Below are 25,780 nucleotides of genomic sequence, written 5' to 3' on the forward strand. Positions count from 1 at the left end.
GTGACGAAACTGCTCCGCGGCCTGGCCGGCCTGGTCGGCTTCCTCCTGCTCTGGGAGGTCGTCGTCCAGGTCGGCCTGGTCAGTAAGACGTTCACCCCGCCGCCGAGCGTCGTCCTGGTCACCGTCGGGGACCTCCTGGGCGACCCCTCCTTCCTCCGCGACATCGTCGCGACGATGCTGGCCTGGCTGATCGCGCTCGCGATCGCGATCGCCATCGCCGTTCCCGCCGGGCTGCTGCTGGGCAGCATCCCGGTGCTGCGCACCGCCACCGCCGCGATCGTCGAATTCCTCCGGCCGATCCCGGTCACCGCGCTGGTGCCGCTGGTGCTGCTGGTGATCGGCTCCGGCCCCGACGCGAAGATCGCCCTCGCGGTGTACGCCTCGCTGTGGCCCATCATGTTCAACACCATCTACGGCATGGGCGAGATCGACCCGGTACTGATGGAGACCGCGCGCGCGTGCGGGACCAGCCGATTCCGGATCCTGTCATCGGTCGCCCTGCCGCAGACCGCGCCGTTCGTCTTCACGGGCATCCGGCTTTCGGCGATCATCTCGCTGATCGCCGTCGTCAGCGTCGAGTTCTTGGCCGGTTCCGAAGTCGGCCTCGGCAGCTTCATCCTGGTCGCCAGCACCGGTTCGACCCGGTTCGACCTGGTCCTGGCCGGTACGGTGGTGGCGGGACTGCTGGGCTACTTGATCAACGAAGGGCTCGAACACCTGGGCAGGCGGCTGTTCCGCTGGAGCACGGTGGACCGGGAGGCGATCGCATGACCGCGGTGACTCTTTCCGGCCGGGTCGGCAGGCGAGCCGCGCGCGGCGCCGCCTCGGTCGTCCGCAACTGGCTGCTGTTCGCGATCCTCGTGGTCGCCTGGGAGTTCGCCGCCCGCGCGGGCGGCAGCAAGTTCTTCCCCCCGCCGACCGAGATAGCGGCCGCCGCCGCGAAGCTGTGGTTCACCGGACCCGCGTCGCGCCTCTTCCTCACCGACGCGGTGTTCGACAACGTGTTCCCCAGCCTCGGCCGGACGTTCGGCGGCTGGGCGCTGGCCGCGGTCGTCGGCATCGTGCTCGGCGTGCTGCTCGGCCGGTCCGCAAAGGCGATGGACTACGTCGGCCCGCTGTTCGCGTTCTTCCGCTCGATCCCACCGCCCACGCTGATTCCGGTGTTCGCGGTGCTGTTCGGGCTGAGCTCGGGCATGCAGATCGGGTCGATCATCTTCGGCGCCGTATGGCCGGTGCTGCTCAACGCGGTCGACGGTGTCCGGTCGGTCGATCAGGTGAAGGTGGAGACCTCGCGGTCCTTCCGCACGCCGAAGCGGTACTGGATCACGATGGTGGTGCTGCCCGCGGCGGCGCCGAAGATCTTCGCCGGGCTGCGGGTGAGCCTGTCCATCTCACTGCTGCTGATGGTCGTCTCCGAACTCGTCGGCGCCTACAACGGCATCGGGCGGTCGCTGCTGAACGCCCAGCAGGACTTCGACTTCCCGGTCATGTGGTCGTGGCTGGTGCTGCTCGGCATCCTCGGCTACGTCTTCAACACGATCTTCCTGGCCGCGGAACGGCGGGTGCTGGCCTGGCAGCCGACCCGCCTCGGCCGCGACTGAACGCTGGAAAGGCCTCTCCCATGTCCACCATGCTCGAAGTTTCCGGCCTCAGCCACACCTACGGCAGTGGCGCGAAGGCGCACACCGCGGTGAACGACCTGTCGTTCACCGTCGAGGCCGGGCAGCTGGCCAGCATCGTCGGCCCGTCGGGCTGCGGGAAGTCGACGCTGCTGCGCTGCATCGCCGGGCTGACCCCGTCGACCGCGGGCACGGTGAGCCTGCACGGCGACCGCGTCTCGGGCGTCCCGGACGACCTCGCCGTCGTGTTCCAGGACTACAGCCGTTCGCTGTTCCCGTGGCTTTCGGTGCAGAAGAACGTGGAATTCCCGTTGCGGTGGCGGTCGATCTCGAAGGCCGAGCGGCGCGAGCGGGCGGCCGAGGCGCTCGATCAGGTCGGGTTGTCCGGCGTCGGCGGGAAGTTCCCGTGGCAGCTGTCCGGCGGCATGCAGCAGCGGGTGTCGATCGCCCGCGCGCTGGCCAGCCGCCCGGCGCTGCTGCTGATGGACGAGCCGTTCGCGTCGGTCGACGCCCAGACGCGGTTCGAGCTGGAGGACCTGACCCGGCGCGTGCAGCGCGAGCAGGGCAGCACGATCCTGGTCGTCACCCACGACATCGACGAGAGCGTCTACCTGTCCGACCGGGTGCTGGTGCTGTCGAAGTCGCCGGCCTCGATCGTGGCGGACCTGCCGGTCGGCCTGCCCGCCGAGCGCAACCAGATCACCACGCGCGAGTCGGCGGAGTTCGTGACGCTGCGCGGCGAAGTCGCCCGGCTACTGCACGGCGGCACCCCGGCCGAAGCCGCCACAGCGGCTTCCGATGCGGCGGAGTGGGAACTGGCCGAGCGGGCACCGAACCTGACGGAGACCAGGACCAGGAGCTAGCGCCGCGGCTTGTCGTTGGTGAGGCGGGTCGAGACCCGCCTCACCACTCACGACCCGTCAGTACAGCGACCTGCTCGACGCGGCGACCCGGACGTGCACCAGCGTCGGGCGGGGGTCGGCCAGCGCTGCCGTGAGGCCGGGGACCAGGTCCGACGGCTCGGTGATCGTCACGCCGTGGCAGCCCATGCTCTCCGCCAGCGCCGCGAAGCCGATGCCGCCCAGTTCGGTGCCCGGCAGCTTCGCCCCGCCGATCGCGTCGCCGAGGATGCGGACGGCCGCGTACTCGGAGTTGTCCAGGATCACGAACGTGACCGGCAGTTCCTCGCGCGCCGCCGTCCAGAGGGCCTGGATGCCGTACATGCTCGAACCGTCGCCGATCACGCCGACGACCTTGCGGTCCGGACGGGCGAGCGCCGCGCCGACCACGCCGGGGACGCCGTAGCCGAGCGTGCCGCTGGCCATCGTCAGGAACCCGGTGTCGGTCGCCGTGATCGGCAGGTGGTCGTGCAGGATCCCGCGGTGGCTGGGCGCTTCCTCGACCACCAGGGCGTTGTCCGGCAACAGATCCGCGAGCGTCGAGTAGACGAATTCGCCGGTGAGCGTCTCACCGCCCGGCTTCGCGGGACGCTGCCTCGGAGCCGGCGCGGGCCGGGTGCTGCGTTCGACGACGTTGAGCAAGGCGCGGATGCCCAGTTTCGGCGTGGCGCGGATGCCGGTGCCTTCGAAGGCGCGCGCGAGGATCTGCTCGTCGTCGCTGACGATGAACAGCGGTGGCAGCGGAGTTTCCCCGCGCCCGCGGTCGACGTGGTAGGTGAAAGCGGGCGCCCCGAGCACGACGACGAGGTCGTGCCGCGCGAGCGCGTCGGCGACGGCTCCGCGTTCGGGGTCGAGGAACCCTTGGAACAGCGGGTGGTCTTCGGGGAACGAGCAGCGGTAGGACATCGGCGCGACCCACACGGCGGCGTTGAGGCGTTCGGCGAGCGCGACGGTTTCGACGACGGCACCGTCCTGGTCGACGGCTCCCCCGACGACGATGGCCGGCCGTTCGGCGGCTTCGAGCGCGGCGGTGAGCTCGTCGACGGCCTCGGGATCCGGCGCGAAACCCCGGATGCGGGGCCGCGAGACGACGGGCCGCTCGGTGGTGGCGGACCAGTCATCAGCCGGAACGGACACGAACACCGGACCGGACGGCGCCTGCGTCGCCACGTGGTAGGCCCGCGCCAGCGCGGCCGGGACGTCCTCGGCGGAGGCGGGCTCGATCGACCACTTCACGTACGGCTTCGGGAACTCCGGCGCTTCCATGGCCCCGAGGAAGGGTTCGTGCGGGATGAGCGACCGGATCTGCTGCCCGGCGACCACGATCATCGGCGTCCGGTTGCGGTAGGCGGTGAAGAGGCTGCCGAGCCCGTGCCCCACCCCGCCGGCGGAGTGCAGGTTGACCAGCACGGCCCGCCGCGTGGCCTGGGCGTAGGCATCGGCCATCGCCACGACCGCGGATTCCTGCAGGCCCAGGACGTAGTCGAAGTCGTCGGGCCAGTCGGTGAGGAACGGCACCTCGGTGGTGCCGGGGTTGCCGAACACCGTGGTGAGCCCGAGTTCGCGGAGGAGTTCGCGGGTGGCGTCCAGCACCGTGCGCTTGATCATGCGCCCACACTAACGCTTAGTCTTGCGAAGGAAAGTCCCCCAAGCGGCCGCACCGACCGGCACCGGCGGTCCTCGGCGTCACGGAAAGCCGGGGCCGTCGCAGATCCGCGACAGCCCCGGCTCCGCGCACACTCAGCCGATCAGGCCGGACAGCCCGGTGCCCTTGAAGGAACCCCAGCCCGTCACCTGGTCGTAGCCCGTCCCGGCGCTGAACCCGGTCGTGCCGTGGAGGGTGTTGTTGCCCGTCGTCACGTCGTGGAAGCCCGTTCCGTAGGACGACCCGTTGCCGATCGAGTAGAACTTCGGGTTCAGGTTGCCCAGACCGCCGCCGTGCACCTGGTTCTGCAGCGTGGCGAAGGCCGCCCACAGCGGGGCCGCGCCCGACGTGCCGCCGACCGTCTCCCAGCTGCCCGCCGAATAGATGGAGTAGCCCGACGTCGGCGAGGCGTCCGCCGAAACGTCCGGCACCTTGCGGTACGTCGTGCTCTGCGACGACTGCCACGAAGGCGCGGTGAAGACCGTCGAAATCCCGCCGCCGGTCGAGCCGCCGGAGTTCCCGTCGTTCCAGGTCGCTTCGCTGCTGTAGCCGTTCGACGACGTCACGCTCAGCTTCGTCCCACCGACGCCCGTCACGTTCGGGCTCGACGCCGGGAAGTCCACTCCCCGCGCCGTCGAACCCGTCTGGCGGTAGCAGTCGGTCGTGCCGTCGTCGCCCGCGGCGGCGAAGTACGAGATCCCCTCCGCGGTACCGGTCGCGATCGCACTGCTGACGCTCTTCGCCGCGCTCGACCCTTCGGCGGATTCGCAAGCGCCCCAGGAGATCGAGACGACGTCGACCGTGTCGTCCGACGCGATCTTCTGGTACATCGCCAGTTCGCCCGCGCTCGAGTTCGGCGCCTCGTAGACGTAGTCGTTGGCCGCGGCCGCCAGCGCGTGCACGACCTCGATGTCGAGTTCGACCTCGATCTGGCCGTCGCCCGGCGACGAGTCGTAGTTCGCACCGCTGACCCCGACCGTCGTCACCGAGCCCGACGAAAGGCCGTACGTGCTGTCGTACTTGGTGATGTTGGACTTCTGGTACCCGTCGAACTCGACGAAACCGACGTTGACGCCGCTGCCGGTCGCCGACAGACCGCTGGTGCCGTAAGCGGTCTTGAGCACCGGCGGGGTGACGGCCTTGACGACGTTCGGCTGGGCGGCCGCCTTCGACGAATGCGTCCGCACCGCGTGGTTGTCGAGGCCGACGACGTTGCCCACGACGTCCGAGACGCTCGCGGGTACAGCCGGCACGGCGTCGTTGGCGAAGAAGTCCCGGCCGGAGACCCGGTCGTGGTAGGTCCCGATCCGGGTGCGGAACGCCGATTCGAGCTGCGCCGCCGAGCCGGTGAACGTGATGGCCTGCCGGTTCCCGGAAACCTCGATCCCGGTGGCACCCGCTTTCCCGAGAAATGAGACGGCCTTGTCGACGTCGGCCTGGGTCGGGCCGAACCTGGCCGTGAACTGCGCCGGGGTCAGGAAGTGGTGGTATTGCGGCGAAGCGGGGTTTTGCACGTCGGCGAGGAATTTTTCCAGCGCCTGCTGGTTGTGCAGTTTCAGCGAGAGCGCGGCGGTGATCGGCCGGTCGGCCGCGACGTCGCCGGTGCGGGCGCTGTCGACCAGCGGCGCGGCGTTGTCGGCCAGCGTGACCAGGGGCTCCGGCGCGGCGGCGGCCGGGACGGCCACGGCGAGGCCGAGCAACGCAGGCAGCGGCACAGCGGCCGCGACGAGCTTGCGCAAGCGCATGGGGAATTTCCTCTCGGCGGTGGGGACCGGGCCTGCGCGAAATGCTCGCCGCAGGTTGCCGAGAAGCATAAGAAGCCGCGATCACGCCAAGGAACCTACTTTTGGCCGGTCTTCAGCGGATCCCATTTTCATTTTCCGTATTGTTTACCTTTGCATGATCATTCGATTATCGTCGAGGAATGCCTGAGATGGTCGATGCGGTCGACGATCGCCCCCGCGTCCGCGTTTCCGCCGAACCGGCGGGCGGCCGCCGACAGCGACTGCAGCCGCTGCCGCACGCGCGGCGACCGCAGCGCGCCCGCCAGCTCGACCGCCTCCTCGCCGACGGTGACGGCCACGTCGAGATCGCCGTCCAGCGCGTGCACGGTGGCCAGCCAGATCAAGGTCAGCGAGCGGCTGCGCGTCATGCCCCGCCGGTACCCCGCGATCGCCTCGGTGAGGGCGGGGATGCCGTCGCGGCCGTGCCGGACGTCGACCACCTGCGCCAGTTCGCCGTGCACCGTGCCGATCATCGCCGCCAGGTCGGTGCGCCCGAAGAACGCCGCCCACGGCGACGGCTCGCGCCACTCGGCGTCCGCGAACTCCTCGCGGGCGCGGCGCAGGTAGGCCAGCGCGCCGGTGACGTCGCCCTTCTTGGCGTGGGCCCACGCCTGGTTGGCCGACAGGATCGCCTGCGCGAGCTTGGAGCCGGCCAGCAACGCCGCCTCGCGGCCCCGCGCGAATTCCGCCAGCGCCGCGTCGACGGCGCCGTAGTGCAGGTGCAGCCGTCCGACGCGGTACCGGATGTTGGCCTGGAGGTCGTCGTTCCCGGCTTCGACGGCCAGCTCCAGCGCCCGCGCGAACGCCGCCAGTGCGGCAGCCGGGCGGTCCTGGTCGAAATTCGTCCAGCCGGCCAGGTTGTACAGGTCGGCGACGGCGGTGTAGAGCCTGGCCAGGACGAAGGTCTTCGTCACGCCGTCCAGCAACGCCGTGGCGGCGGGCAGCCGCGACTCGACGGCCACCCGGCAGGAGCCGCCGCCGTATCGGTAGTCCAGGGCTCTGAGTTCGGCGACGACGTCCTCCAGCCGCCGTACATCGGCGAGCCCCACGCGTGTGACACTCCGGTCGTCCCGTCCGCCACTGCCGGTCATGGCAGCCCTCCGTCCGTCGGGAGCTGCCGATCGGGCAGCTCCGCTCATTCCCCGCCGGACCGGGCGGGTGCCCGCTCCTTCGAGGGACTGGCACCGGGCAGGACCCCGGTGGCGGTCAGCACCACACCCGTGGCGGTTTCCGCGATCTTGACGGCGGCCAGCAGGCCCGTGAGGACGAGGGAGCCACCGAGCCCCAGTTTCGCGAAATCGTCTTCGAAGGTTCCGGTCTCGCGTTGAGGCGGTATCGTGCCGGTCACGATTCCACCCTCCGGCTTGCCGTGGCCGCACTCGAGCGATATCCGCGAGGAATCAGCCGCGCCAAGGCGACCGAAATCCACCGGCTGGCCAAGCCCTTGACTTCCTGCTGTCCACGCAACGAGTTCTCGAACTGAATACGCGCGCACACGGCGCCGCCTCCCGCACTGCAGATCGATTCCTGGAGATTGCCCGGATTGCAAAATGCGGGACCACCGTAGCCAGCCGATCGCCTGGAAATCAGCCACCAACCAGGTCATACCCTGAACTGCTTGTGCAGGCGCACGCGCAACCGCCACCGCGACACTGCACACGGCGGATGCGATTTCATCGCGTCGGGATCACGATTGAACCGGCGCGCGGGAACATCGGCGGAAATCGTTTTACCCCGCCGATCTTCCGGAATATTCCGAAGTCGATCAGGATTTGACGAGGTCGACCCAGGTGCGCACGGTTCCGGCGTCCACCGCCGCCTGCCAGCCGCCGGGCCGCACCGCACTCCCGACGTGGAACCCGCGCACCCCGCCCGCGCGCAAGAGGTGCACTTGCTGGGCGCGCAGGCCGCCGCCGACGAGCAGTTCCGGACCGCTCTCGCGCTGCGCGAGCCGCTGCAGCACCGAAAGCCCGCTGGCCACGCCGTTCGGGTGGCCGGCGGCGAGCACGGTGTCGCACCCGAGCGAGGCCAGCTGGTCGTACGCGCGCAACGGGTCGCGGGTGCGATCGATGGCGCGGTGGAACGTCCACGGCAGGCCGTCGACCTCCTTGATCAGCGCCTCGCAGGCGTCCAGGTCGATCTCGCTGTCGAAGGTGAGGAAACCGAAGACGAACTCCCGCGCGCCCGCGTCGATCAGCCGGGCGGTGTCCGCGCGCAGCCCTTCGAGGTCGCCGACGGCGAAGGAACCGTTGTCCCGCAGCATGACCCGCACCGGCAGGTCGGTCGCCGAGAGCACGTCACGCAGCGTCTCGACCGACGGCGTCAGGCCGTCCTGCGCCATGTCCGCAACCAGTTCGAGGCGGTCCGCCCCGCCCGCCTGCGCGCCTTCGGCGTCCGCCGCGTCCAGCGCGATCACTTCCAGCAGGGGCGTCTTCGAGCTCATGCCTCATCCGTTTCACTGGTTCCGGGTGTCGTCTCCCCTCGCGTGCCGCCCTCGCCGGAAGCCGCCTTGCAGGCTCGTCATCCGCTCGCGTACCGCTTCCGGGGAAAGAGAGAGTATCGGCCGCTGTTCCGGCACCGCTCCCGGGCTGGCCGCGGAATCCGCGGGCTGCAGGAACGGCCAGGTGTCCTCGGCGCCGTCCTCCTGTTCCAGCTCGGCGGGGGTCGGCCACTGGTACGTGGGCTGGATCGCGGCCGGCGGCGCGACGGGCGGGAACTGCGGATCGGTGTCTTCGTCGTCCGGTCCTGGCTCGGGCGCGACGGCCACCGGCGCCGGCGCCGGCGCCGGCTCAGGCTCGGGCCGGCGGATCGGCGGCCGCGTGGTGAGCGCGTGCCGCGGCTCGGGGCCCGCTTGCCGCGGCTCCTCGGCGACCGGACGCGGCTCCGGCGCCCGCCGCGGCAGTTCGGGCGCGGCGGAGGCGTCGAACCAGCGGGACAGGACGTCCCGGTAGGCGGGCATCCGCTCGGTCGGGGCGTCGAGGTCCAGGTGGGCCTCGTCGTCCATGGTCGGCCACGCCGGCGCGTGGTCGCGGGCCACCACCGGGGCCCGGCGCGGCGGGCCCGCCTCGATCGACGGCGGCGTCAGCTCCTCCGGCTCCGGTTCGGGTTCGGGTTCGGGCTCCGGCGGCGTGAGCGGGGCGAGCGGCGCCAGCAGCTCCGGTTCCGGGGCCGCGGGCGGCTCGGCGGGCGGGGGCGTCACCGGCATCGGCGGCGCCTCGACGATCAGGGCCGCGGGCACCAGCACGGTCGCGACCAGCCCGGATCCGTCACCGGGGCTCAGCCTGACGTCGATGCGGTGCCGCGTGGCCAGCGTCGCGACGACGAACAGGCCCATCCGGCGCGACACCTCGACGTCGACGTCCGGCGGGTGCGCCAGCCGCTCGTTGGTGCGGTCGATCTCGGCCTGCGGCATGCCGGCGCCGTGGTCGATGATCTCGATCTGCCAGTCGCCGTCGTGGGTTTCGGCGCTCGCCACGGTGACCGGCTCGTCGCCGGAGTAACGCGTCGCGTTCTCCAGCAGCTCCGAAACGACGTGCACCAGGTCGTTGACGGCCTCGCCGCGGATCGCGACCTGCGGAGCCGGGCCGAGCTCGATCCGCTGGTAGTGCTCGACCTCCGAAAGCGCGGCGCCGATGATCTCGTCGGCCACCACCGGGCCGGCGTCCTCCCGAGCCGAATCTTGGCCCGACAGCACCAGCAGGTTTTCGCTGTTGCGCCGCATTCGCGTCGCCAGGTGGTCGAGCTCGAACAGCCCCGCGAGGGTGTCCGGGTCCTGCTCGTCGGCCTCCATCCGGTCGAGCACCGACAGCTGCCGTTCGACGAGGTCCTGGCTGCGCTGCGAGAGGTTGACGAACATCGCGTTGACGTTCTCGCGCAGCATCGCCTGTTCGCCGGCGAGCCGGACGGCCTCGCCGTGCACCGCGTCGAACGCGCGCGCCACCTGGCCGAGCTCTTCGCGGGTGAACACCGGCACGGGCGCGACGGCGAGCCGTTTCCGCAGGTTCTCGGGGGCGGGCTCGGGGTCGGTGAGCAGGTTCTGCACGGCCGCGGGCAGCCGGTGCTCGGCGACTTCCAGTGCCGTCCGGCGCAGGATCCGCAAGGGGCGCAACAGGGACCGCGCGATGACCACCGACAGCACGCCCGCGACGAGCAGGACACCGAGCACCGCACCGCCGTCCCACAACGCCGCCGTGCGGGCCTGCGCCGCAAGGGCGTCCGTGCGTTCCTGCAACTGGACCAGCAGCGCCTGCTGCACCTGGTGGGCGAGGTTCACCGTGTGGGTCGCCGAGGTGTCCCACTGGTTCGGGTCGAGGCCGGTGAGGTTCTGGCCGTTCTCATTGCGGGTGAGCGCGGATTCGACCATGTCGTTGCCGATGTCGACGACCAGGCCGATCACCGTGTCGTCGAACATCCGCTGCTGGTCTGGGGTGGCGAAGGTGCGGTAGTCGCTGCGTGCGGCGGCCAGTTCCGCTTCCGCGCCGAGCAGGGCGCGCGTGCGGTCGCGGTTGAGGGTGCCCGCCGCGAGCGCTTCGGCCATCACCGCCCGCTTGACCGACATCTGGTCCTTGATCCGGGCCAGCGCGTTGCCCGCCAGCCGCATCCGCGCCAGCTCCGGGTCGGAGACGTCGGCGGCGGCGGAGTCGCTGATGTCGAGCAAGCCGGAGATCAGCTCGCTGTAGGAGCGCAGCACGGCGTCGGCGGGAAACGCCGAATGCTCCGCGGAGAACCGGAGGCCGCCGAGCACGCGCAGCCGGTCGTCGGTCTGCTGCAGGCTTTCCGATGCCTTCGCGTCGAGCCGCGGCTTGCTGTCGGCGAGGGTCCGCTCGAAGGCGCCGATGGCCTGGTCGACGCGGTTGCGCTGGGCGGTGAGGTCCGCGGTGTCGCCCTGCCGGTTCTGGGCGACGAACCGGACGGTGAGGTCGCGCTCGCGCTGCAGCTCGTGCAAAGCTTCGGCGACCGTGCTGTCGACGCGGCCGCGCGTGGCGAACTCGGCGAGCTGCCGGGCTTCGCGCAGGTCCGAGCTGATCCGAAGGCCGACGAGCGCGATGACCGCGAGCGCCGGGATCAGGAGGACGGCGAAGAGCTTCGTGCCGAGTCGCCAGTTCCGCAACCGCCAGCGGCCGCCCGCCGGACGTGGATCCGCCGCGTCGCCGCCCTTGCGGGGACGCTTGTCGCGACGGGTCACCTGGTTTCCTTTTCCGCCGCGGATGGGAACCCGCGGATCGAACGACACTCGAACCTACTGAACGGTAGCCCGCCCCATGCAGATCCGAAAGCCGTGCTGGCGCGAGACGGCCCTGCCCGCGATCGTATGGGGCGCGGACCATACGATCCAGCACGAGAACCAGATTCTCGCGGTAGGTGAAGGTTCATGATCAGACGCGGACGGACGATTCCGCTGGTAGCGGCGCTGCTGGTGACCGCAGGCTGCGGCATGTTCTCTTCCGGCACCGCCGCGCCACCGCCGCCATTGGAACGGACCACCCTGCGCATCGGTGTGGGCAACGCCATCGACACGGCCCCGCTGCGGATCGCCGTCGCGGCCGGGAAGTTCGGCTCCGCCGGGCTGAACGTGCAGCTCGTCGAACTCGGCGCGGACGACGGGCTCGCGAAGCTGGCCGCCGGCGACCTCGACGTCACCTTCGCCTCCGACATCGCCTTGTTCCGCGCCGCGGCCGGCGGGACGGCGTTGCAGTTGCAGGGCGAGGCCTACACGGCCGGCCCCAACACGATGGCCCTGGTGACGCTGCCCGACTCGGACTACACCGTGCCGACGGCGAAGAGGTCGCCGAAGATCGCGGTGAACATGCTCGACGACGTCGGCGCGCTCGTCGCGCGTTCGGTGCTGGTCACCGCGGGTGTCGACCAGACGAAGATCAAGTTCGCGCAGGTGCCGTTCGACCGGATGCCGCAGGCCCTGCAGGCCGGGGACGCCGACGCGGCGCTCATGATCGAGCCGTACATCACCCGCGCCGAGAAGGACCTCGGCGCGCACATCCTGGCCGACGGCGCCCGCGGCTCGACGCTCGACTTCCCGCTGTCCGGCTACGCGGCGGCCAAGCCGTTCGCGCAGGCCAACCCCCGGACCCTGGCCGCGTTCCGCACCGCGCTGGGTGCGGCCCAGCAGAGCGCGACGGACCCGGCGATCGTGCGCGACGCCCTGCCGAAGTTCTCCGACATCGACGCGACCACGGCCGCGCTGATCTCGCTCGGCTCGTACCCGGCGTCGCTCAACGGCATCCGGCTGCAGCGCGTCGCCGACCTGATGCACAACTCCGGCCTGCTGGCGAACCGCCTCGACGTCCAGGCCCTGCTCCCCGACCGACCCGGTTATTAGCTACCGCCAAACTTGCACTTGGTCTACTTTTGCACTCAGTCTACTTGAGGAGTGCGTGATGACCGACGTCCTGATCGCCGGAGCCGGCCCGACGGGCCTGATGCTCGCCGCCGAACTCGCCTTGGGCGGGGTCGAGGTGACCGTGCTCGAACGCCGCGCGGGGCCGGGGCTGCCGCGGCCGGTCGGGCTCCAGCCCCGCACCGCCGAACTCCTGGACATGCGCGGCCTGAACCCGGCCGCCCATCAGCTCGAGGGCCCGAGCGGGCACTTCGCCGGGTTGCCGGTCCCGCTCGACCACAGCGTCTGGCAGACGCGCCACCCGCGCGTGCTCAACCGGACCCAGGACGACGTCGAGGCGATGTTGGCTTCGCACGCGGTCGAGCACGGCGTGGTCGTCAAGCGCGGCCACGAGGTGACCACGGTCGACGTCGACGCGGACGGCGTCACGGTCGACGGGCTCCGCGCACGCTGGCTGGTGGCCTGCGATGGGGCGCACAGCACCGTCCGGCGACTGCTCGGGGTGCCGTTCCCCGGTCGCACCGAAACCTACGTCGCCACGCTCGCGCACATCCGGCTCGCCGCGGCGTCCGAGCTGGTGCCGGCCCGCGCCGCGCACTTCAGCCAGGTCACCCGGCAGGTGGACGGGTACTGGTCGATGCTCACGCCCCTCGGCGACGGCGGCCACCGGTTCGTGTTCGGCTCCACGACGCAGCAGCCGGGCCGCGACGCGCCGGTGTCGGACACCGAGGTGACCGAAGCGCTGACAGCGCTGTACGGCGCCGAGACCAGGCTGGGCGAGGTGTACGGCGCTTCGCGGTTCAACGACGCGACACGGCAGCTGGAGCAGTACCGGCACGGCCGCGTCCTGTTCGCCGGCGACGCCGCCCACATCCACCCGCCGCTCGGCGGGCAGGGGCTGAACCTGGGCATCCAGGACGCGATGAACCTCGGCTGGAAGCTGGCCGCCACGGTCCGCGGCACGGCGCCGTCGGGGCTCTTGGACACCTACCACGCCGAACGCCACCCGGCCGCCGAGCGCGTCCTGCGGCACACGGCGGCGCAGCGCGTGTTCACGGCCCCGGAGCGCAGCGAGAACGTCGAGGCGCTGCGCGAGATCGTCGTCGACCTCATGCGGCTGCCGGACACCAACCGCTACTTCAGCGGGCTGCTGTCCGGCCTCGGCCTGAGCTACCCCGGCGTCCACCGGGTCCCCGACCTCGACCTGACGACGGCGTCCGGGCCGACGCGGCTGTCGGCGTTGCTGCACGACGGCCGCGGGCTGCTCCTCGACCTCGGCGACCACGCCACGCCAGCCGGCTGCACCGGCCAGGTCGACGTCGTCCGCGCGACCACCGGCGACGCCGGGTACCGCGGCCGGCTGCTGCTCCTGCGGCCGGACGGCTACGCCGCCGACCCGGCCGACCTGACCAGGTGGTTCGGCTAGATGTTCTCCCCCGTCCTGAGCAGGCACACCGTCCGGCGCGGCGGGCCGCCGTACATCAGCACCTTGTCGGCGTCTTGGCAGATGTCTTCGCTGCCGAAGCTGGCGAGGAACACCTCGACGCGCTCCTGCGCCGCCGGGTCGCTGCACCCCACCTTGGCGATCGTGGCCTCGTCGTCGACGTCGCGCAGGCACTCACCGGTGCTGACGTTCAGCGCGAGGCAGAGCGTCTGGCCGGCCCCGGAGCCGAGCCGGAACCGCACGTAGTCACCGGACGCGCACGCGATGGCGCCGCGATAGGTGTTCTCGACCTTGTACGTCGCGTTGTCCGCGCTGCAGGTGACGCGGTGGTAGGCGAGCTTCCCGGCGCCCTCCCGCGTCAGGTACAGGCAGTCGCCCTCCGACGGCGGGCCGCTGTGGTCGAGCCAGTAGATGCTCATCGCGCCCAGCGAGCCCAGGCCCAGCGCGGCGACGACGCACGCGATCAGCGTGATCCGCACCTTCGTGGTGAACCAGTGCGGAATCGGTCGCTGCCCCGGTACCGGCGGCATCGGCTGCTGCCCCGGTGCCGGTGGCATCGGCGCGGGCGGCGGCGCGTAGTCCGGCGACCGGAACGGGTTGTCGTCGAACGGCGGTGTGGTCAACGTGCCCTCCAGTGATCCCCTCGGCACCTCGGCCCACCGGCGGACCCGCGACGGGAGCGGACCGGAGCGAGGCACGTATAACAGTAGTTGTGACTGATGGCCCGCTGATCGTCCAGTCCGACAAGACCGTGCTCCTGGAGGTCGACCACCCCCAGGCAAATGACGCGCGCGTCGCCATTGCGCCGTTCGCCGAGCTCGAACGGGCGCCGGAGCACGTGCACACCTACCGGATCACGCCGCTGGCGTTGTGGAACGCGCGCGCCGCGGGCCACGACGCCGAGCAGGTCGTCGACGCACTGACCACGTACTCGCGCTTCCCGGTGCCGCAGCCGCTGCTGATCGACGTCGTCGACGTCATGGGCCGGTTCGGGCGGCTGCAGATCGCCAACCACCCGGCGCACGGGCTCGTCATGTCGACCACCGACCGCGCGGTGCTGGCCGAGGTCATCCGGAACAAGAAGATCGGCCCGATGCTCGGTGCCCGGATCGACGAGGACACCGTCATCGTGCACCCGTCCGAGCGCGGGCGGCTGAAGCAGGCGCTGCTGAAGGTCGGCTGGCCGGCCGAGGACCTCGCCGGGTACGTCGACGGCGAAGCGCACGCGATCGCCCTGGACGAGCAGGACTGGCACCTGCGCGACTACCAGCGGATGGCCGCGGAGGCGTTCTGGGCGGGCGGCTCCGGCGTCGTCGTGCTGCCCTGTGGCGCGGGGAAGACGCTGGTCGGCGCGGCGGCGATGGCTCGCGCGCAGGCGACGACGCTGATCCTGGTGACCAACACGGTCGCCGGGCGGCAGTGGAAGCGCGAGCTGATCGCGCGGACGTCGCTGACCGAGGAGGAGATCGGCGAGTACTCCGGGGAGAAGAAGGAGATCCGGCCGGTCACCATCGCCACCTACCAGGTGATCACCCGCAAGACCAAGGGCGAGTACCGGCACCTGGAGCTGTTCGACTCGCGGGACTGGGGCCTGGTCATCTACGACGAGGTGCACCTGCTGCCGGCGCCGGTGTTCCGGATGACGGCGGACCTGCAGTCGCGGCGCCGGCTCGGCCTGACCGCGACGCTGGTGCGCGAGGACGGCCGCGAGGGCGACGTCTTCTCGCTGATCGGGCCGAAGCGCTACGACGTGCCGTGGCGCGACATCGAGGCGCAGGGCTGGATCGCGCCGGCGGAGTGCACCGAGGTGCGCGTGACGCTGACCGACGCGGAACGCCTGGACTACGCGACGGCCGAGGCCGACGAGCGGTACAAGCTCGCGGCGACGGCGATGACGAAGACCCCCGTGATCAAGTCCATCGTCGCGAAGCACGCCGGGGAGCCGACGCTGGTCATCGGCGCCTACCTCGACCAGCTGGAGATGCTCGGCGACGAGCTCGACGCGCCGGTGATCCAGGGTTCGACGCGCAACAAGGAGCGCGAGGAGCTGTTCGACAAGTTCCGCCGCGGCGAGATCCGGACGCTCGTGGTGTCGAAGGTCGCCAACTTCTCGATCGACCTGCCCGAGGCGTCGGTGGCGATCCAGATCTCGGGCACGTTCGGCTCGCGGCAGGAGGAGGCGCAGCGGCTGGGACGGCTCCTCCGTCCGAAGGGCGACGGGCGGCAGGCGCACTTCTACTCGATCGTCTCGCGCGACACCGTCGACACGGAGTACGCGGCGCACCGGCAGCGGTTCCTCGCGGAGCAGGGCTACGCGTACCACATCGTGGACGCGGACGACCTGCTCCGGCCGCTCTGAGCCGCTCACGAACCGAGGTACCGCAGGACGGCGAGCACCCGGCGGCTGTACCCGGCCGCCTGGGGCAGGTCGAGCTTGTCGAAGATCGCGTTCGCGTGCTTCTCGACCGAGCTCTGCGAGATGTACAGCAGCTGCGCGATGCTCGCGTTCGTGTGGCCCTGCGCCATCTTCTCCAGGACGTCCCGCTCGCGCTGGGTCAGCCGGCTCAGCGCGTCCTCGTGGGAGGTGCGGGCCACCAGCCGCCGCACCACCTCCGGGTCGAAGGCGGCGCCGCCTTCGGCGACCCGCTCCAGCGCGTCGAGGAACTCGCCGACCTGGGCCACGCGGTCCTTGAGCAGGTAGCCGACGCGGCCGCCGTCCGCGCTGATCAACTTGGCGGCGTACCGCTTCTCGACGTACTGGGAGAGGACGAGCACCCCGGTTTCCGGCCACTTCTCCCGGATCTCGAGGGCGGCGCGCAGGCCTTCGTCGGTGTGGGTCGGCGGCATCCGCACGTCGGTGACGACGACGTCGGGCCGCGCTTGCGCAGTGGCCTCGATGAGTGCTTCGCCGTCACCGACCGCGGCGACCACGTCGTGGCCTTCCTCGGCCAGCAGCCGCACCAGGCCTTCCCGCAACAGCGTCGAATCCTCCGCCAGGATCACGCGCACGGCAGCACCGCCCGCACCACCGTGGGACCACCCGCTGGGCTGTCCACATTGAACTGCCCATCCGCCGCCGCCACGCGCCGCGCCAGCCCGCCGAGCCCGCCGGTGCTGACGGTCCGGGCTCCACCCGAGCCGTCATCGCCGATCTCCACCACGATCTTCCGGCCGACGCGGTGGACGTCGATCGTGATCCGCGTCGCGCCGGAGTGCTTGACCGCGTTGGTGACGGACTCCGACACCACGAAGTAGATGACGGTCGCCAGCGAGAGCCAGGGTGGCTCGGTGAGCGTGTACCGCACGTCGACCGGGATCGTCGCTCGTTCGGCGAGGGACTCGAGCGCGGCGTCGAGACCGCTTTCGTCCAGCGCGATGGGGTACACGTGCCAGGCGACCTCGCGCAGCTCGCGCAGGGTTTCCTGCACTTCCTCGTGTGCCTGCCGGACCAGCTCGGTGTTCCCCGTGCGCCGGGCCCGGCCGAGCAGCACGCCCAAGGCGACCAGCCGTTGCTGCACGCCGTCGTGCAGGTCGCGCTCGATGCGGCGGCGTTCGTCGTTCACCGCCTCGACGACTTCCGCGCGTGTGTTGAAGAGGAAGGAAATCCGGCGCTCCACCAGCGTCCGGTAGCTCGGGCTGAGGAACCGCTTGGCGAGCCGCCGGTCCAGCTCGGCGACGCCGACGATCCCCTGCCAGCAGAGGAACACCGCGATCGCCGCCGGCACGGCGATCAGCAGCCAGTCGGCGACGGTCCCGGCGCCCTGCCCACCGGGTGCGCGTCCGGTGACCAGTTGCCGGCCGTAGACCACGGCCGTCACCACCCCGGCACCGAGGCACGCCCAGATCCCCAGCCCGAGCAGGCCGGCGAGGACGCGCAGGAAGAGGTACTGCAGCGCCCGGTGGTCGTCGTAATCGTCGCTGATGTAGTTGTCAAAGAACCGAAACAGCCGAGCGCGCTCGACATCGGCGAACTTCCGGGCGCCGCGCAGGACGACCCGGCGCGTCGCGGGAACGACGAGCAGGGGCGCACTCAGCACGACGTACAGCACCTCGGCGAGCGCGGTGAGCGCGCCGAGGCCGACGCCCGCTGTCGTGCGTGCCGCCCGGATGATCACAACTCGAGGCTAGCCAGGTTGGCCCGGGCGCGTATTGCGGTTTTCCGCAATTTTCCCGGTGGCGTTCTGCAATGCCCTGACCAGCGCGGATTCGTAAGTTCGAAGGCATGGACCTCCTGCTGACCACCACCGCCCCCGCCGAACCGATGACCGGACTGGCCGGCTGGGCGGTCGGGCTCATCGACGCACTCGGCGGCCCCGGCGCCGCGATCATCGTCGGCCTCGACAACCTGTTCCCGCCGATCCCGAGCGAGCTCGTGCTGCCCCTCGCCGGGTTCTCCGCCAGCCGGGGCGCGTTCACCCTGGCCGGCGCGCTGTTCTGGACGACGCTGGGCTCGCTGGCCGGCGCGGTGATCGTCTACTGGCTCGGCGCGCTGCTCGGCCGCCACCGCACCCGCGCGCTGGTGAGCCGCATCCCGCTGATGACGGTGTCGGACTTCGACCGGACGGAGGCGTGGTTCGCCCGCCACGGCGGAAAGGCGGTGTTCCTCGGCCGGATGGTGCCGATCTTCCGCAGCCTGATTTCCCTGCCCGCCGGCGTCGAGCGGATGCCGTTCGGCCGGTTCCTGGCGCTGACCACGGCCGGCAGCCTGCTGTGGAACACGGCGTTCGTCGTCGCCGGCTACCTGCTCGGCGAGAGTTGGTCACTGGTCGATCGCTACGCGTCGGTGTTCCAGTACGTCGTACTGGCCGCGGTGGCGGCGGCGATCGGGCTGTTCGCTGTGGTCCGCCTGCGCAGCCGCCGTCCGGCGGCACGGTGACCGGCGCACGGGTGGGGGCCACGCCCCCTCGGCGTGGCTCCCACCTTCACCCCCGTCGATCAGTAATCGCCGACCGCGCCGGTCTGCTCGACTCAGGCGCCGTACGGGTCGCCTTCCTTGACCGTGAGCGAGCCGTCCCGCAGCACGCCGACCCGGCCGGTCGGGGCGTCGACCTCGATCTTGGCCGCGCCGGAGAGCTGGTTGATCCACCCCGCGTACAGGTTGCCCGGCTTGACCGACGTCTGCTCGACCCAGGTGCCGTAGAGGCCGCCTTCCTTGACCGTCAGCGAGCCGTCGGTGCGCACCACCGCGACCCGGGCGGTGCTCGCGTCCAGCTCGACGTCGGCCGCGCCGGACAGCTCGTCGACCGAGCCCGCGTACAGGTTGCCCTGCTTGGCGAAGACCTTGCCGCCGTTGTCGACGACGGCGCGTCGCGGTCGCACCACTCCTTCGGCGCAGCGGCGAGTCTCAGCAACATCTTGCGTCACATGCGTACCAGCACGGCTCTGACCTGCAGATTTGGAGATTCACTCGAACGGATGAGCGAGCGAAACGCTGGAAATTGTCGGACCCCCGAACTACTGTTCGAAGGGCAGTAGCCGAACACAAGTTCGAGGGGACGTCCATGACGATCGCACCGCTCCGCCCCGGTACGCCCGCGCCGCCGGTCCAGACCCTGCCACCTGGGTCGTGGCACGGCCGGCTGTGGGTGTCCGACCTGCCGCTGACCCGGCCCGAGCGCTACCTCGGCTGCGTGGCCGAGTTCGAGCGGTCCGGGCTGTGGCCGGTGCTGATCCCGCACGACCAGCGTTTCGCGGCGAACGGCGAGGACTGGATCGACGACCGCGGCAGGCTGGCCCCGGCAGGCCACCGCGTCCCCACGGCCGACGCGGCGGGCGCACTCGCCCGCTGGTGGGACGGTTCCTGCTGCGACGGCGCCTGCCTGCGGCCGTTCGGCGCACGGTTCCCCGGGCTGGCCAAGCGCAGCCCGCGCAAGTCCGACCCGCTGGCGGAGGCGGGCAACACGGGCTCGATCCTGGCCACGCGCGCCCCGCACCGGCTCGGCCTGGTGCAGACCGAGCGGCCGGCCGACATCCCGGCCATCCTGGGCTGGACGGGCATGATCAAGTGCACCGACCAGGTGGCGGAGCTGTCGGCGGTGCTGCGCAGCTGGGAGGACCGCTTCGGAGCCACGCTGGTGGTGCTGGGCTTCGACGCGATCGAACTGTCGGTGGCGGCACCGCCACGCAACCAGGCGAGGGCGTTGACGGTGGCGGCGGAGCACCGGGCGTTCAGCCTGCCGACGTTCGCGGGACAGCCGGGGAACCTGCGGGAGTACGCGTCAGGGCTGGTGCAGTCGCGGCATTGGCGGTTTTCCTGGGCGTGAGGGGTCACCGGGGGCCGGGGGCCGGGGGCCGGGGGCCGGGGGCCGGGGGCCGGGGGCCGGGGGCCGGGGGCCGGGGGCCGGGGGCCGGGGGCCGGGGGCCGGGGAAGCATGGTTGCGCTCCTGGTGCTGCCGCGGAAGTGCTCGCCCGCGCCGAAATACGCCTGTACCCACGGCGCATCCGCGCGTACCTGCTGACTGCGGCTTCGCCCCCCAACCGCGCCGAAACTCCGCAAGCCCGCTCGCACCGCCGGCCGGCGCCCAGAACCACCACGCCAGGCCCGCGCCACCAGCCACGCCCCCACCTCTGTCGCACCACCCCTCGGGGAGGCCACCACTTGAGCCGTCACTTCAAGGGTCCGATGAGACGAGCGTCCACCAAATTGGGTCGACTGTCCCGATCTGCGGTCCGCCCGTCCGGCCCCGGCCGCGTTTGGCGATGCGGGCGAGCGGGAATCACCCAGCGCGGAAAGGCGGTGAGGACGATCGCCGAGATCCGGATCGGTACTTCGGGGTGGCGCTATCCGCCGTGGCGCGGGGTGTTCTACCCACCGGGACTCGCGCAGCGGCGGGAGCTCGAATACCTGTCGCGGCGGATGAACGCGGTCGAAATCAACGGCTCGTTCTACTCGCTGCAGCGCCCGGAGCGGTACCGCGCGTGGTTCGACGAGACCCCGGCCGACTTCCTCTTCGCCGTCAAGGGCGGCCGCTTCATCACCCACATGAAGCAGCTTCGCGACGTCGAGACGGCGCTGGCCAACTTCTACGCCTCCGGCGTCCTCGCGCTCGGTGCGAAACTGGGGCCGTTCCTCTGGCAACTGCCGCCGAGGCTGGCCTTCGATCCCGACCGGCTCGTCGACTTCTTCGCCCTGCTGCCGCGCACGACAACGGATGCCGCACAGCTGGCGACGAAGCACGACGACAAGCTGAAGGGCACGCCGTACCTCGAAGCCGGGCCGCGGCAGCCGCTGCGGCACGCGCTGGAGGTCCGGCACCCGAGCTTCGCCGAGCCCGCCGCGAAGGACCTGCTGCGGGAACACGGGATCGCCCTGGTGGTCGCCGATACCGCCGGCAAGTGGCCGTTCCTCGAAGACCAGACCGCCGACTTCGCCTACGTCCGGCTGCACGGCGACGAGGAACTGTACGTCAGCGGCTACTCGGAGCAGGCGCTGCGCACGTGGGCCGAAAAGATCCGGGCGTGGCACGACGGCGGGCGGCGTGACGTGCACGTTTACTTCGACAACGACGTCAAGGTGGAGGCACCCCGCAACGCCGAATGCCTCGCCGACCTGCTCGGGGTGGCTCCGCCCACCAGACAGTGAGACGGGACATCGGGCCGGTGGCATGATCGGCCTCGATGAAGGTCTACGCCATCCCCCTGCGCACCCGGTTCCGCGGCATCACCGTCCGTGAGGGCGTGCTGCTGCACGGCCCGGCGGGCTGGGGCGAATTCTGCCCGTTCGCCGACTACTCCGACGCCGAGAGCGTGCCGTGGCTGCGGGCGGCACTGGAAGCCACCGAAGCCGGCTGGCCCGCGCCGGTCCGCGACCGCGTCGAGGTGAACACAACGGTGCCGGTGGTGGGACCGGAGAAGGCGCACGAGCTGGTCCGCGCGTCCGGCTGCCGCACGGCCAAGGTGAAGGTCGCCGACCCGCGGGTCTCCCTGGCGGACGACTGCGCGCGGGTGGAGGCGGTCCGCGACGCGCTCGGCCCGGACGGCGCGATCCGCGTCGACGCGAACATGGCCTGGGACGTCGACACGGCGGTGCGCGCGATCACGGACCTCGACAAGGCGGCGGGTGGCCTGGAGTACGCGGAGCAGCCGTGCCCGTCGATCGAGGACCTGGCCGCGGTGCGGCGCCGGGTGCGCGTCCGGATCGCCGCCGACGAGTCGATCCGCCGGGCGGAGGATCCGCTGAAGGTGGCGGTCGCCGGAGCGGCGGACATCGCGGTCCTGAAGGTCTCCCCGCTGGGCGGTGTGCGGCGGGCGCTGGAGGTCGCCGAGGCGTGCGGGCTGCCGTGCGTGGTGTCGTCGGCGGTGGAGACGAGCGTCGGCCTGGCGGCGGGACTGGCTCTGGCCGGCGCGCTGCCCGAGCTGGAATTCGCTTGTGGACTGGGCACGATTTCGCTGCTGAAAGGGGATGTCTGCCCGGAACCGCTGTCCCCTGTGGACGGTTACCTCCCCGTCCTGCGCCGGGCCCCGGAACCCACGACGGCTTACCCGGCGCCGCCCGAGACCGCGGCGGCCTGGGAAGACCGGCTGAGCCGGGTCCGCGCCCTGTTCTGAGCGCGGACCCGGCTCAAGCCCGCCAGGCCGATTCGTAGGCGTGCACCAGCCACCGGCTCGCCCAGTCCCGGTCCGGCTGTTCCGGCAGCGGCGAATCGCCGTTCACCAGCCGCTGGAGCCGATCCTCCAGCTCGGCCGCGGCGGCGACGGCTTCGTCCTGGGTGTGCTTCCCACGACGCAGGTCACGCAGCCAGGTCAGCCACGGCTCGGCGATCGGGAGCGTCATCCGGCCCGTCTCCAGCAGCTCGACGCCCTGGACCCCCAGCCGGACCATGTGCATCGCGTACTTGGTGTCGAAGCCGTACTTCTCGATCAGTTCGGGCCGGTTGACCTTCAACGCACCTTCGAGCATCCGACGGCGTTGCGTGCTCAGGTAGCCCGCGAACCGCAGCCCCGCCTGCCGCGAGACGATCCGGTCCGCGTTGGCGCGCAGCTCGTGGCCGAGGCCGGTGATCCGCACGATTTCCGCGTCCGGCACGAACAACGGCAGCAGGATCGTGGGATTTCCGGTCAGCGCCAAGCGCATCCACTTGCGCAGCGAGTAGACGATGAGGTCGAGGTCGCCCGGCCCGGACCGCACGCCTTCCGGCTGGGTGCGGAAGATGTACTGCTCGAACCGCCGCAGCCCGGTGACGTACTCGGCCGGCTCCACGCACAGCCCCATTTCGTCGCGGTCGTCCTGACCGTCGACGGCGGTGCCGTGCAGGCCGGACCCGACCTGGCAGCGCAGGATCGTGCCCTGCTCGGCGATCGCGGCGAACTCGGGGCTGTCGTGCTTCATGGGGAAAGTTGTACCGGCCCACCAGGCCGGCCGGCACGTGGTTTTCCCCGAGGCCGAATTCAGGGTCGGGGTCCGGGCCGTTCCCGATGTGGGCGGTGGGCGCCCGGAGCCACCATTGAGCCATGACGAACAGCGTGTACGCCCCGGAAACCAAGAAGCTCCGCCGCAGCCGGAGCAACAAGATGCTCACCGGTGTCTGCGGTGGCTGGGCCACCTACCTCGGCATCGATGCCAACGTCCTGCGCATCGGGTTGGTCGCCGCTGTCTTCCTCTCGGTCGGGATCGCCATTCCGGTCTACGTCGCCGCCGCCATCCTGACGCCCGAAGAGGACTCCTGAGCCGGGGCGGGCTCCGGTTCGCAGGGGGAGCCGGGGCCCGCCGGATACCGGGGGTGCACCAAACGAACGGCCCGGACGCCAGGGGACGTCCGGGCCGTTCGGCCGACGCCGCTGGGCCGAGCGGCCCAAAACCACATCGCGAATCCCGTTCGAGGGGTTAGGGTTCGCGCTCGTGGATCACGGAAACACCGCCGCGAAGGTCGTCGTCGGGATCTTGGGTGGGCTGTACCTGATTGCCGGGCTGGGACTGACCGCCTTCGCCGCCTTCGCCGCACTGGCCTCCGACGCCGGCAGCATGAGCGCCACCAAGACCGTGCTCTACGCCGCCGCCGGACTGGCGATCTGGGTGCTGCTCACCGGGATCGGCGCGATCGTCCTCGGGCTGGAAGCGGAAGAAGCGAGCACCGCCTGGCTCGGGGGCCTCGGCGTGCTCGCACTCGGCGTCGTCATCGTCGGCGCCTTCGCCGTCTGGTTCTTCACCAAGCCATAGACCGCGCCCAAAAAGAAAGCCCGGCCCGCCGAAGCGGACCGGGCTTTCCCGGTCAAACAGCCGGACTCAGAAGTCCATGCCACCCATGCCACCGGACGGGTCGGCGGGAGCGGCCGAAGCCTTCTCCGGCTTGTCCGCCACGACGGCCTCGGTGGTCAGGAACAGCGCCGCGATGGACGCGGCGTTCTGCAGCGCGGAGCGGGTGACCTTCGTCGGGTCCGGCACGCCGGCGGCGAGCAGGTCCTCGTAGATACCCGTGGCGGCGTTGAGGCCGTGACCCAGCGGCAGGCCCTTGACCTTCTCCACCACGACGCCGCCTTCGAGGCCGGCGTTGATCGCGATCTGCTTGAGCGGGGCCTCGACGGCCACCTTGACGATGTTGGCACCAGTGGCCTCGTCGCCCTCGAGCTTCAGGCCCGCGAACGCGGCCTCGGCGGCCTGGATCAGGGCCACGCCACCACCGGCGACGATGCCCTCTTCCACGGCGGCCTTCGCGTTGCGCACCGCGTCCTCGATGCGGTGCTTGCGCTCCTTGAGCTCGACCTCGGTCGCGGCGCCGGCCTTGATGACGGCCACGCCGCCGGCCAGCTTGGCGAGCCGCTCCTGCAGCTTCTCGCGGTCGTAGTCCGAGTCCGAGTTCTCGATCTCGGCGCGGATCTGGTTGACGCGACCCTGGATCTGGTCGGCGTCGCCCGCACCCTCGACGATGGTCGTCTCGTCCTTGGTGATGACGGCCTTGCGGGCCTTGCCCAGCAGGGACAGGTCCGCGTTCTCCAGCTTGAGGCCGACGTCCTCGGAGATGACCTGGCCACCGGTCAGGATCGCGATGTCCTGCAGGATCGCCTTGCGGCGGTCACCGAAGCCCGGGGCCTTGACGGCGACGGACTTGAAGGTGCCGCGCATCTTGTTGACGATCAGGGTGGCCAGGGCCTCGCCCTCGACGTCCTCGGCGATGATCAGCAGCGGCTTGCCGGACTGGATGACCTTCTCCAGCAGCGGCAGCACGTCCTTGACGGTGGAGATCTTCGAGCCGAAGAGCAGGACGTAGGGGTCCTCCAGCTCGGCTTCCTGACGCTCCGGGTCGGTGACGAAGTAACCCGAGATGTAGCCCTTGTCGAAGCGCATGCCCTCGGTGAGCTCGAGCTCGAGACCGAAGGTGTTGCTCTCCTCGACGGTGACGACGCCTTCCTTGCCGACCTTGTCCAGCGCCTCGGCGATCAGCTCGCCGATGGTGCGGTCGCCGGCCGAAATCGAGGCGGTAGCAGCGATCTGCTCCTTGGTCTCGATCTGGACGGCGGCCTTGTGCAGCTGCTCGGTGATGGCCTCGACGGCCGCCTCGATGCCGCGCTTCAGGCTGATGGGGTCGGCGCCGGCCGCGACGTTGCGCAGGCCTTCCTTGACCAGGGCCTGGGCGAGCACGGTGGCGGTGGTGGTGCCGTCACCCGCGACGTCGTCGGTCTTCTTGGCAACTTCCTTGACGAGCTCGGCCCCGATCTTCTCCCACGGGTCTTCGAGCTCGATCTCCTTGGCGATGGAGACGCCGTCGTTGGTGATGGTCGGCGCGCCCCACTTCTTTTCGAGCACGACGTTCCGGCCCCGCGGGCCGAGGGTCACCTTGACGGCATCGGCGAGGATGTTCAAGCCACGCTCGAGACCGCGGCGGGCGTCCTCGTCGAACGCGATCAGTTTGGCCATTGCGGTGTGGTCCTCCGGTATTGGGCGCAGCCGCCGCGCTGCTGTTGAGTGTCTCAGCCTGCAGCGGCGGCAGCAGGACTCTTTCCTCGGCCAGGCTCGGTGCCCGCGACGGACGACTGGACCCGGGTGGGGGCCAGCCTCACCGTCCCGACCTTTGGCACTCGACGGCGTCGAGTGCCAGGT

Annotated in this window: 24 protein-coding genes; 12 read left to right on the forward strand and 12 right to left on the reverse strand. The window is 70.9% G+C overall.

The window, feature by feature from the left end:
- Genes AB0M80_RS25070 through AB0M80_RS25080 form a run of 3 tightly spaced genes read left to right on the forward strand, consistent with a single transcriptional unit; the run spans window position 1 to window position 2,482 of the window.
- Window positions 1–771 carry an ABC transporter permease gene (locus tag AB0M80_RS25070; protein WP_364569313.1) on the forward strand — a complete coding sequence of 257 codons (771 nt, stop codon included), beginning with the start codon at window positions 1–3 and terminating at the stop codon, window positions 769–771.
- A complete protein-coding gene (locus AB0M80_RS25075; RefSeq protein ID WP_364569315.1) occupies window positions 768–1,601 on the forward strand; it encodes an ABC transporter permease in 834 nt (277 codons plus the stop codon). The genes AB0M80_RS25070 and AB0M80_RS25075 overlap by 4 nt, the downstream gene beginning before the upstream one ends.
- A 20-nt stretch (window positions 1,602–1,621) precedes the next feature.
- Window positions 1,622–2,482 (forward strand): ABC transporter ATP-binding protein, encoded by an 861-nt coding sequence (locus AB0M80_RS25080; RefSeq protein WP_364569318.1) that lies wholly within the window; start codon window positions 1,622–1,624, stop codon window positions 2,480–2,482.
- Window positions 2,483–2,539: 57 nt separating this feature from the next.
- On the opposite strand, the gene mdlC is transcribed toward AB0M80_RS25080, so the two are convergent.
- The 6 genes from mdlC to AB0M80_RS25110 form a co-directional block, all read right to left on the reverse strand.
- Window positions 2,540–4,126: a benzoylformate decarboxylase gene (gene mdlC / locus AB0M80_RS25085; protein WP_364569320.1), complete on the reverse strand. Its 1,587-nt coding sequence runs from the start codon at window positions 4,124–4,126 to the stop codon at window positions 2,540–2,542.
- Window positions 4,127–4,258: 132 nt separating this feature from the next.
- Entirely contained in the window at window positions 4,259–5,908 is a 1,650-nt protein-coding gene (locus AB0M80_RS25090; RefSeq protein ID WP_364569323.1) for a S53 family serine peptidase, read from the reverse strand.
- 158 nt (window positions 5,909–6,066) lie between these two features.
- Window positions 6,067–6,996 (reverse strand): hypothetical protein, encoded by a 930-nt coding sequence (locus AB0M80_RS25095; RefSeq protein WP_364569326.1) that lies wholly within the window; start codon window positions 6,994–6,996, stop codon window positions 6,067–6,069.
- Window positions 6,997–7,082: 86 nt separating this feature from the next.
- The gene (locus AB0M80_RS25100) at window positions 7,083–7,553 is read right to left on the reverse strand and encodes a hypothetical protein (RefSeq protein ID WP_364569327.1); all 471 of its coding nucleotides are present in this window, start codon (window positions 7,551–7,553) and stop codon (window positions 7,083–7,085) included.
- Window positions 7,554–7,712: 159 nt separating this feature from the next.
- The gene (locus tag AB0M80_RS25105) at window positions 7,713–8,390 is read right to left on the reverse strand and encodes a copper homeostasis protein CutC (RefSeq protein ID WP_364569330.1); all 678 of its coding nucleotides are present in this window, start codon (window positions 8,388–8,390) and stop codon (window positions 7,713–7,715) included.
- 12 nt (window positions 8,391–8,402) lie between these two features.
- Complete coding sequence (locus tag AB0M80_RS25110) at window positions 8,403–11,132, reverse strand: sensor histidine kinase (RefSeq protein WP_364569333.1); 2,730 nt, start codon at window positions 11,130–11,132, stop codon at window positions 8,403–8,405.
- A gap of 186 nt (window positions 11,133–11,318) precedes the next feature.
- Between AB0M80_RS25110 and AB0M80_RS25115 the strand changes: the two genes are divergently transcribed.
- Together AB0M80_RS25115 and AB0M80_RS25120 are read left to right on the forward strand one after the other, a co-directional pair.
- The gene (locus AB0M80_RS25115; RefSeq protein ID WP_364569336.1) at window positions 11,319–12,284 is read left to right on the forward strand and encodes an ABC transporter substrate-binding protein; all 966 of its coding nucleotides are present in this window, start codon (window positions 11,319–11,321) and stop codon (window positions 12,282–12,284) included.
- 58 nt (window positions 12,285–12,342) lie between these two features.
- Window positions 12,343–13,728 (forward strand): FAD-dependent oxidoreductase, encoded by a 1,386-nt coding sequence (locus AB0M80_RS25120; RefSeq protein ID WP_364569338.1) that lies wholly within the window; start codon window positions 12,343–12,345, stop codon window positions 13,726–13,728.
- On the opposite strand, the gene AB0M80_RS25125 is transcribed toward AB0M80_RS25120, so the two are convergent.
- Complete coding sequence (locus AB0M80_RS25125) at window positions 13,725–14,369, reverse strand: hypothetical protein (RefSeq protein ID WP_364569341.1); 645 nt, start codon at window positions 14,367–14,369, stop codon at window positions 13,725–13,727. The genes AB0M80_RS25120 and AB0M80_RS25125 overlap by 4 nt on opposite strands.
- 89 nt (window positions 14,370–14,458) lie before the next feature.
- Between AB0M80_RS25125 and AB0M80_RS25130 the strand changes: the two genes are divergently transcribed.
- Entirely contained in the window at window positions 14,459–16,105 is a 1,647-nt protein-coding gene (locus tag AB0M80_RS25130) for a DNA repair helicase XPB (RefSeq protein WP_364569344.1), read from the forward strand.
- A 5-nt stretch (window positions 16,106–16,110) separates the two neighbouring features.
- On the opposite strand, the gene AB0M80_RS25135 is transcribed toward AB0M80_RS25130, so the two are convergent.
- Window positions 16,111–16,755: a response regulator transcription factor gene (locus tag AB0M80_RS25135; RefSeq protein ID WP_364569347.1), complete on the reverse strand. Its 645-nt coding sequence runs from the start codon at window positions 16,753–16,755 to the stop codon at window positions 16,111–16,113.
- Window positions 16,746–17,861 carry a histidine kinase gene (locus tag AB0M80_RS25140; protein ID WP_364569350.1) on the reverse strand — a complete coding sequence of 372 codons (1,116 nt, stop codon included), beginning with the start codon at window positions 17,859–17,861 and terminating at the stop codon, window positions 16,746–16,748. The genes AB0M80_RS25135 and AB0M80_RS25140 overlap by 10 nt, the downstream gene beginning before the upstream one ends.
- A 107-nt stretch (window positions 17,862–17,968) precedes the next feature.
- On the opposite strand from AB0M80_RS25140, the gene AB0M80_RS25145 reads away from it, so the two are divergent.
- Window positions 17,969–18,622, forward strand: a complete 654-nt coding sequence (locus tag AB0M80_RS25145; protein WP_364569353.1) for a DedA family protein — start codon at window positions 17,969–17,971, stop codon at window positions 18,620–18,622.
- Between the two features lie 92 nt (window positions 18,623–18,714).
- Here AB0M80_RS25145 and AB0M80_RS25150 read toward each other — a convergent pair whose 3' ends face one another.
- Window positions 18,715–19,065, reverse strand: coding sequence for a hypothetical protein (locus tag AB0M80_RS25150; protein ID WP_364569356.1), 351 nt, complete (start codon window positions 19,063–19,065; stop codon window positions 18,715–18,717).
- A gap of 182 nt (window positions 19,066–19,247) precedes the next feature.
- Here AB0M80_RS25150 and AB0M80_RS25155 point away from each other — a divergent pair, with 182 nt between their 5' ends.
- From AB0M80_RS25155 to AB0M80_RS25165, 3 genes are all read left to right on the forward strand, one after another.
- Entirely contained in the window at window positions 19,248–20,009 is a 762-nt protein-coding gene (locus tag AB0M80_RS25155) for a DUF4253 domain-containing protein (RefSeq protein ID WP_364569359.1), read from the forward strand.
- A 473-nt stretch (window positions 20,010–20,482) separates the two neighbouring features.
- Window positions 20,483–21,328 (forward strand): DUF72 domain-containing protein, encoded by an 846-nt coding sequence (locus AB0M80_RS25160; protein ID WP_364569361.1) that lies wholly within the window; start codon window positions 20,483–20,485, stop codon window positions 21,326–21,328.
- A gap of 35 nt (window positions 21,329–21,363) precedes the next feature.
- Window positions 21,364–22,293, forward strand: a complete 930-nt coding sequence (locus AB0M80_RS25165) for an o-succinylbenzoate synthase (protein ID WP_364569364.1) — start codon at window positions 21,364–21,366, stop codon at window positions 22,291–22,293.
- 13 nt (window positions 22,294–22,306) lie between these two features.
- On the opposite strand, the gene AB0M80_RS25170 is transcribed toward AB0M80_RS25165, so the two are convergent.
- On the reverse strand, window positions 22,307–23,074 hold the full coding sequence (locus tag AB0M80_RS25170) for a nucleotidyltransferase domain-containing protein (protein ID WP_364569366.1): 768 nt from the start codon (window positions 23,072–23,074) through the stop codon (window positions 22,307–22,309).
- Window positions 23,075–23,196: 122 nt separating this feature from the next.
- On the opposite strand from AB0M80_RS25170, the gene AB0M80_RS25175 reads away from it, so the two are divergent.
- Window positions 23,197–23,412, forward strand: coding sequence for a PspC domain-containing protein (locus tag AB0M80_RS25175; RefSeq protein WP_364569368.1), 216 nt, complete (start codon window positions 23,197–23,199; stop codon window positions 23,410–23,412).
- Window positions 23,413–23,584: 172 nt separating this feature from the next.
- On the forward strand, window positions 23,585–23,902 hold the full coding sequence (locus AB0M80_RS25180) for a hypothetical protein (protein WP_364569371.1): 318 nt from the start codon (window positions 23,585–23,587) through the stop codon (window positions 23,900–23,902).
- A gap of 66 nt (window positions 23,903–23,968) precedes the next feature.
- On the opposite strand, the gene groL is transcribed toward AB0M80_RS25180, so the two are convergent.
- Window positions 23,969–25,597, reverse strand: coding sequence for a chaperonin GroEL (gene groL / locus AB0M80_RS25185; RefSeq protein ID WP_364569374.1), 1,629 nt, complete (start codon window positions 25,595–25,597; stop codon window positions 23,969–23,971).
- Window positions 25,598–25,780 lie beyond the last annotated feature (183 nt).

Source organism: Amycolatopsis sp. NPDC051045 (assembly GCF_040682955.1).
Classification (GTDB): domain Bacteria; phylum Actinomycetota; class Actinomycetes; order Mycobacteriales; family Pseudonocardiaceae; genus Amycolatopsis.

Coding starts and splice junctions, on each gene's coding strand:
- AB0M80_RS25075 (WP_364569315.1), top strand. CDS start 768: ATGACCGCGGTGACTCTTTCCGGCCGGGTCGGCAGGCGAGCCGCGCGC.
- AB0M80_RS25080 (WP_364569318.1), top strand. CDS start 1,622: ATGTCCACCATGCTCGAAGTTTCCGGCCTCAGCCACACCTACGGCAGT.
- mdlC (WP_364569320.1), bottom strand. CDS start 4,126: ATGATCAAGCGCACGGTGCTGGACGCCACCCGCGAACTCCTCCGCGAA.
- AB0M80_RS25090 (WP_364569323.1), bottom strand. CDS start 5,908: ATGCGCTTGCGCAAGCTCGTCGCGGCCGCTGTGCCGCTGCCTGCGTTG.
- AB0M80_RS25100 (WP_364569327.1), bottom strand. CDS start 7,553: ATGACCTGGTTGGTGGCTGATTTCCAGGCGATCGGCTGGCTACGGTGG.
- AB0M80_RS25105 (WP_364569330.1), bottom strand. CDS start 8,390: ATGAGCTCGAAGACGCCCCTGCTGGAAGTGATCGCGCTGGACGCGGCG.
- AB0M80_RS25115 (WP_364569336.1), top strand. CDS start 11,319: ATGATCAGACGCGGACGGACGATTCCGCTGGTAGCGGCGCTGCTGGTG.
- AB0M80_RS25120 (WP_364569338.1), top strand. CDS start 12,343: ATGACCGACGTCCTGATCGCCGGAGCCGGCCCGACGGGCCTGATGCTC.
- AB0M80_RS25145 (WP_364569353.1), top strand. CDS start 17,969: ATGGACCTCCTGCTGACCACCACCGCCCCCGCCGAACCGATGACCGGA.
- AB0M80_RS25155 (WP_364569359.1), top strand. CDS start 19,248: ATGACGATCGCACCGCTCCGCCCCGGTACGCCCGCGCCGCCGGTCCAG.
- AB0M80_RS25165 (WP_364569364.1), top strand. CDS start 21,364: ATGAAGGTCTACGCCATCCCCCTGCGCACCCGGTTCCGCGGCATCACC.
- AB0M80_RS25170 (WP_364569366.1), bottom strand. CDS start 23,074: ATGAAGCACGACAGCCCCGAGTTCGCCGCGATCGCCGAGCAGGGCACG.
- AB0M80_RS25175 (WP_364569368.1), top strand. CDS start 23,197: ATGACGAACAGCGTGTACGCCCCGGAAACCAAGAAGCTCCGCCGCAGC.
- groL (WP_364569374.1), bottom strand. CDS start 25,597: ATGGCCAAACTGATCGCGTTCGACGAGGACGCCCGCCGCGGTCTCGAG.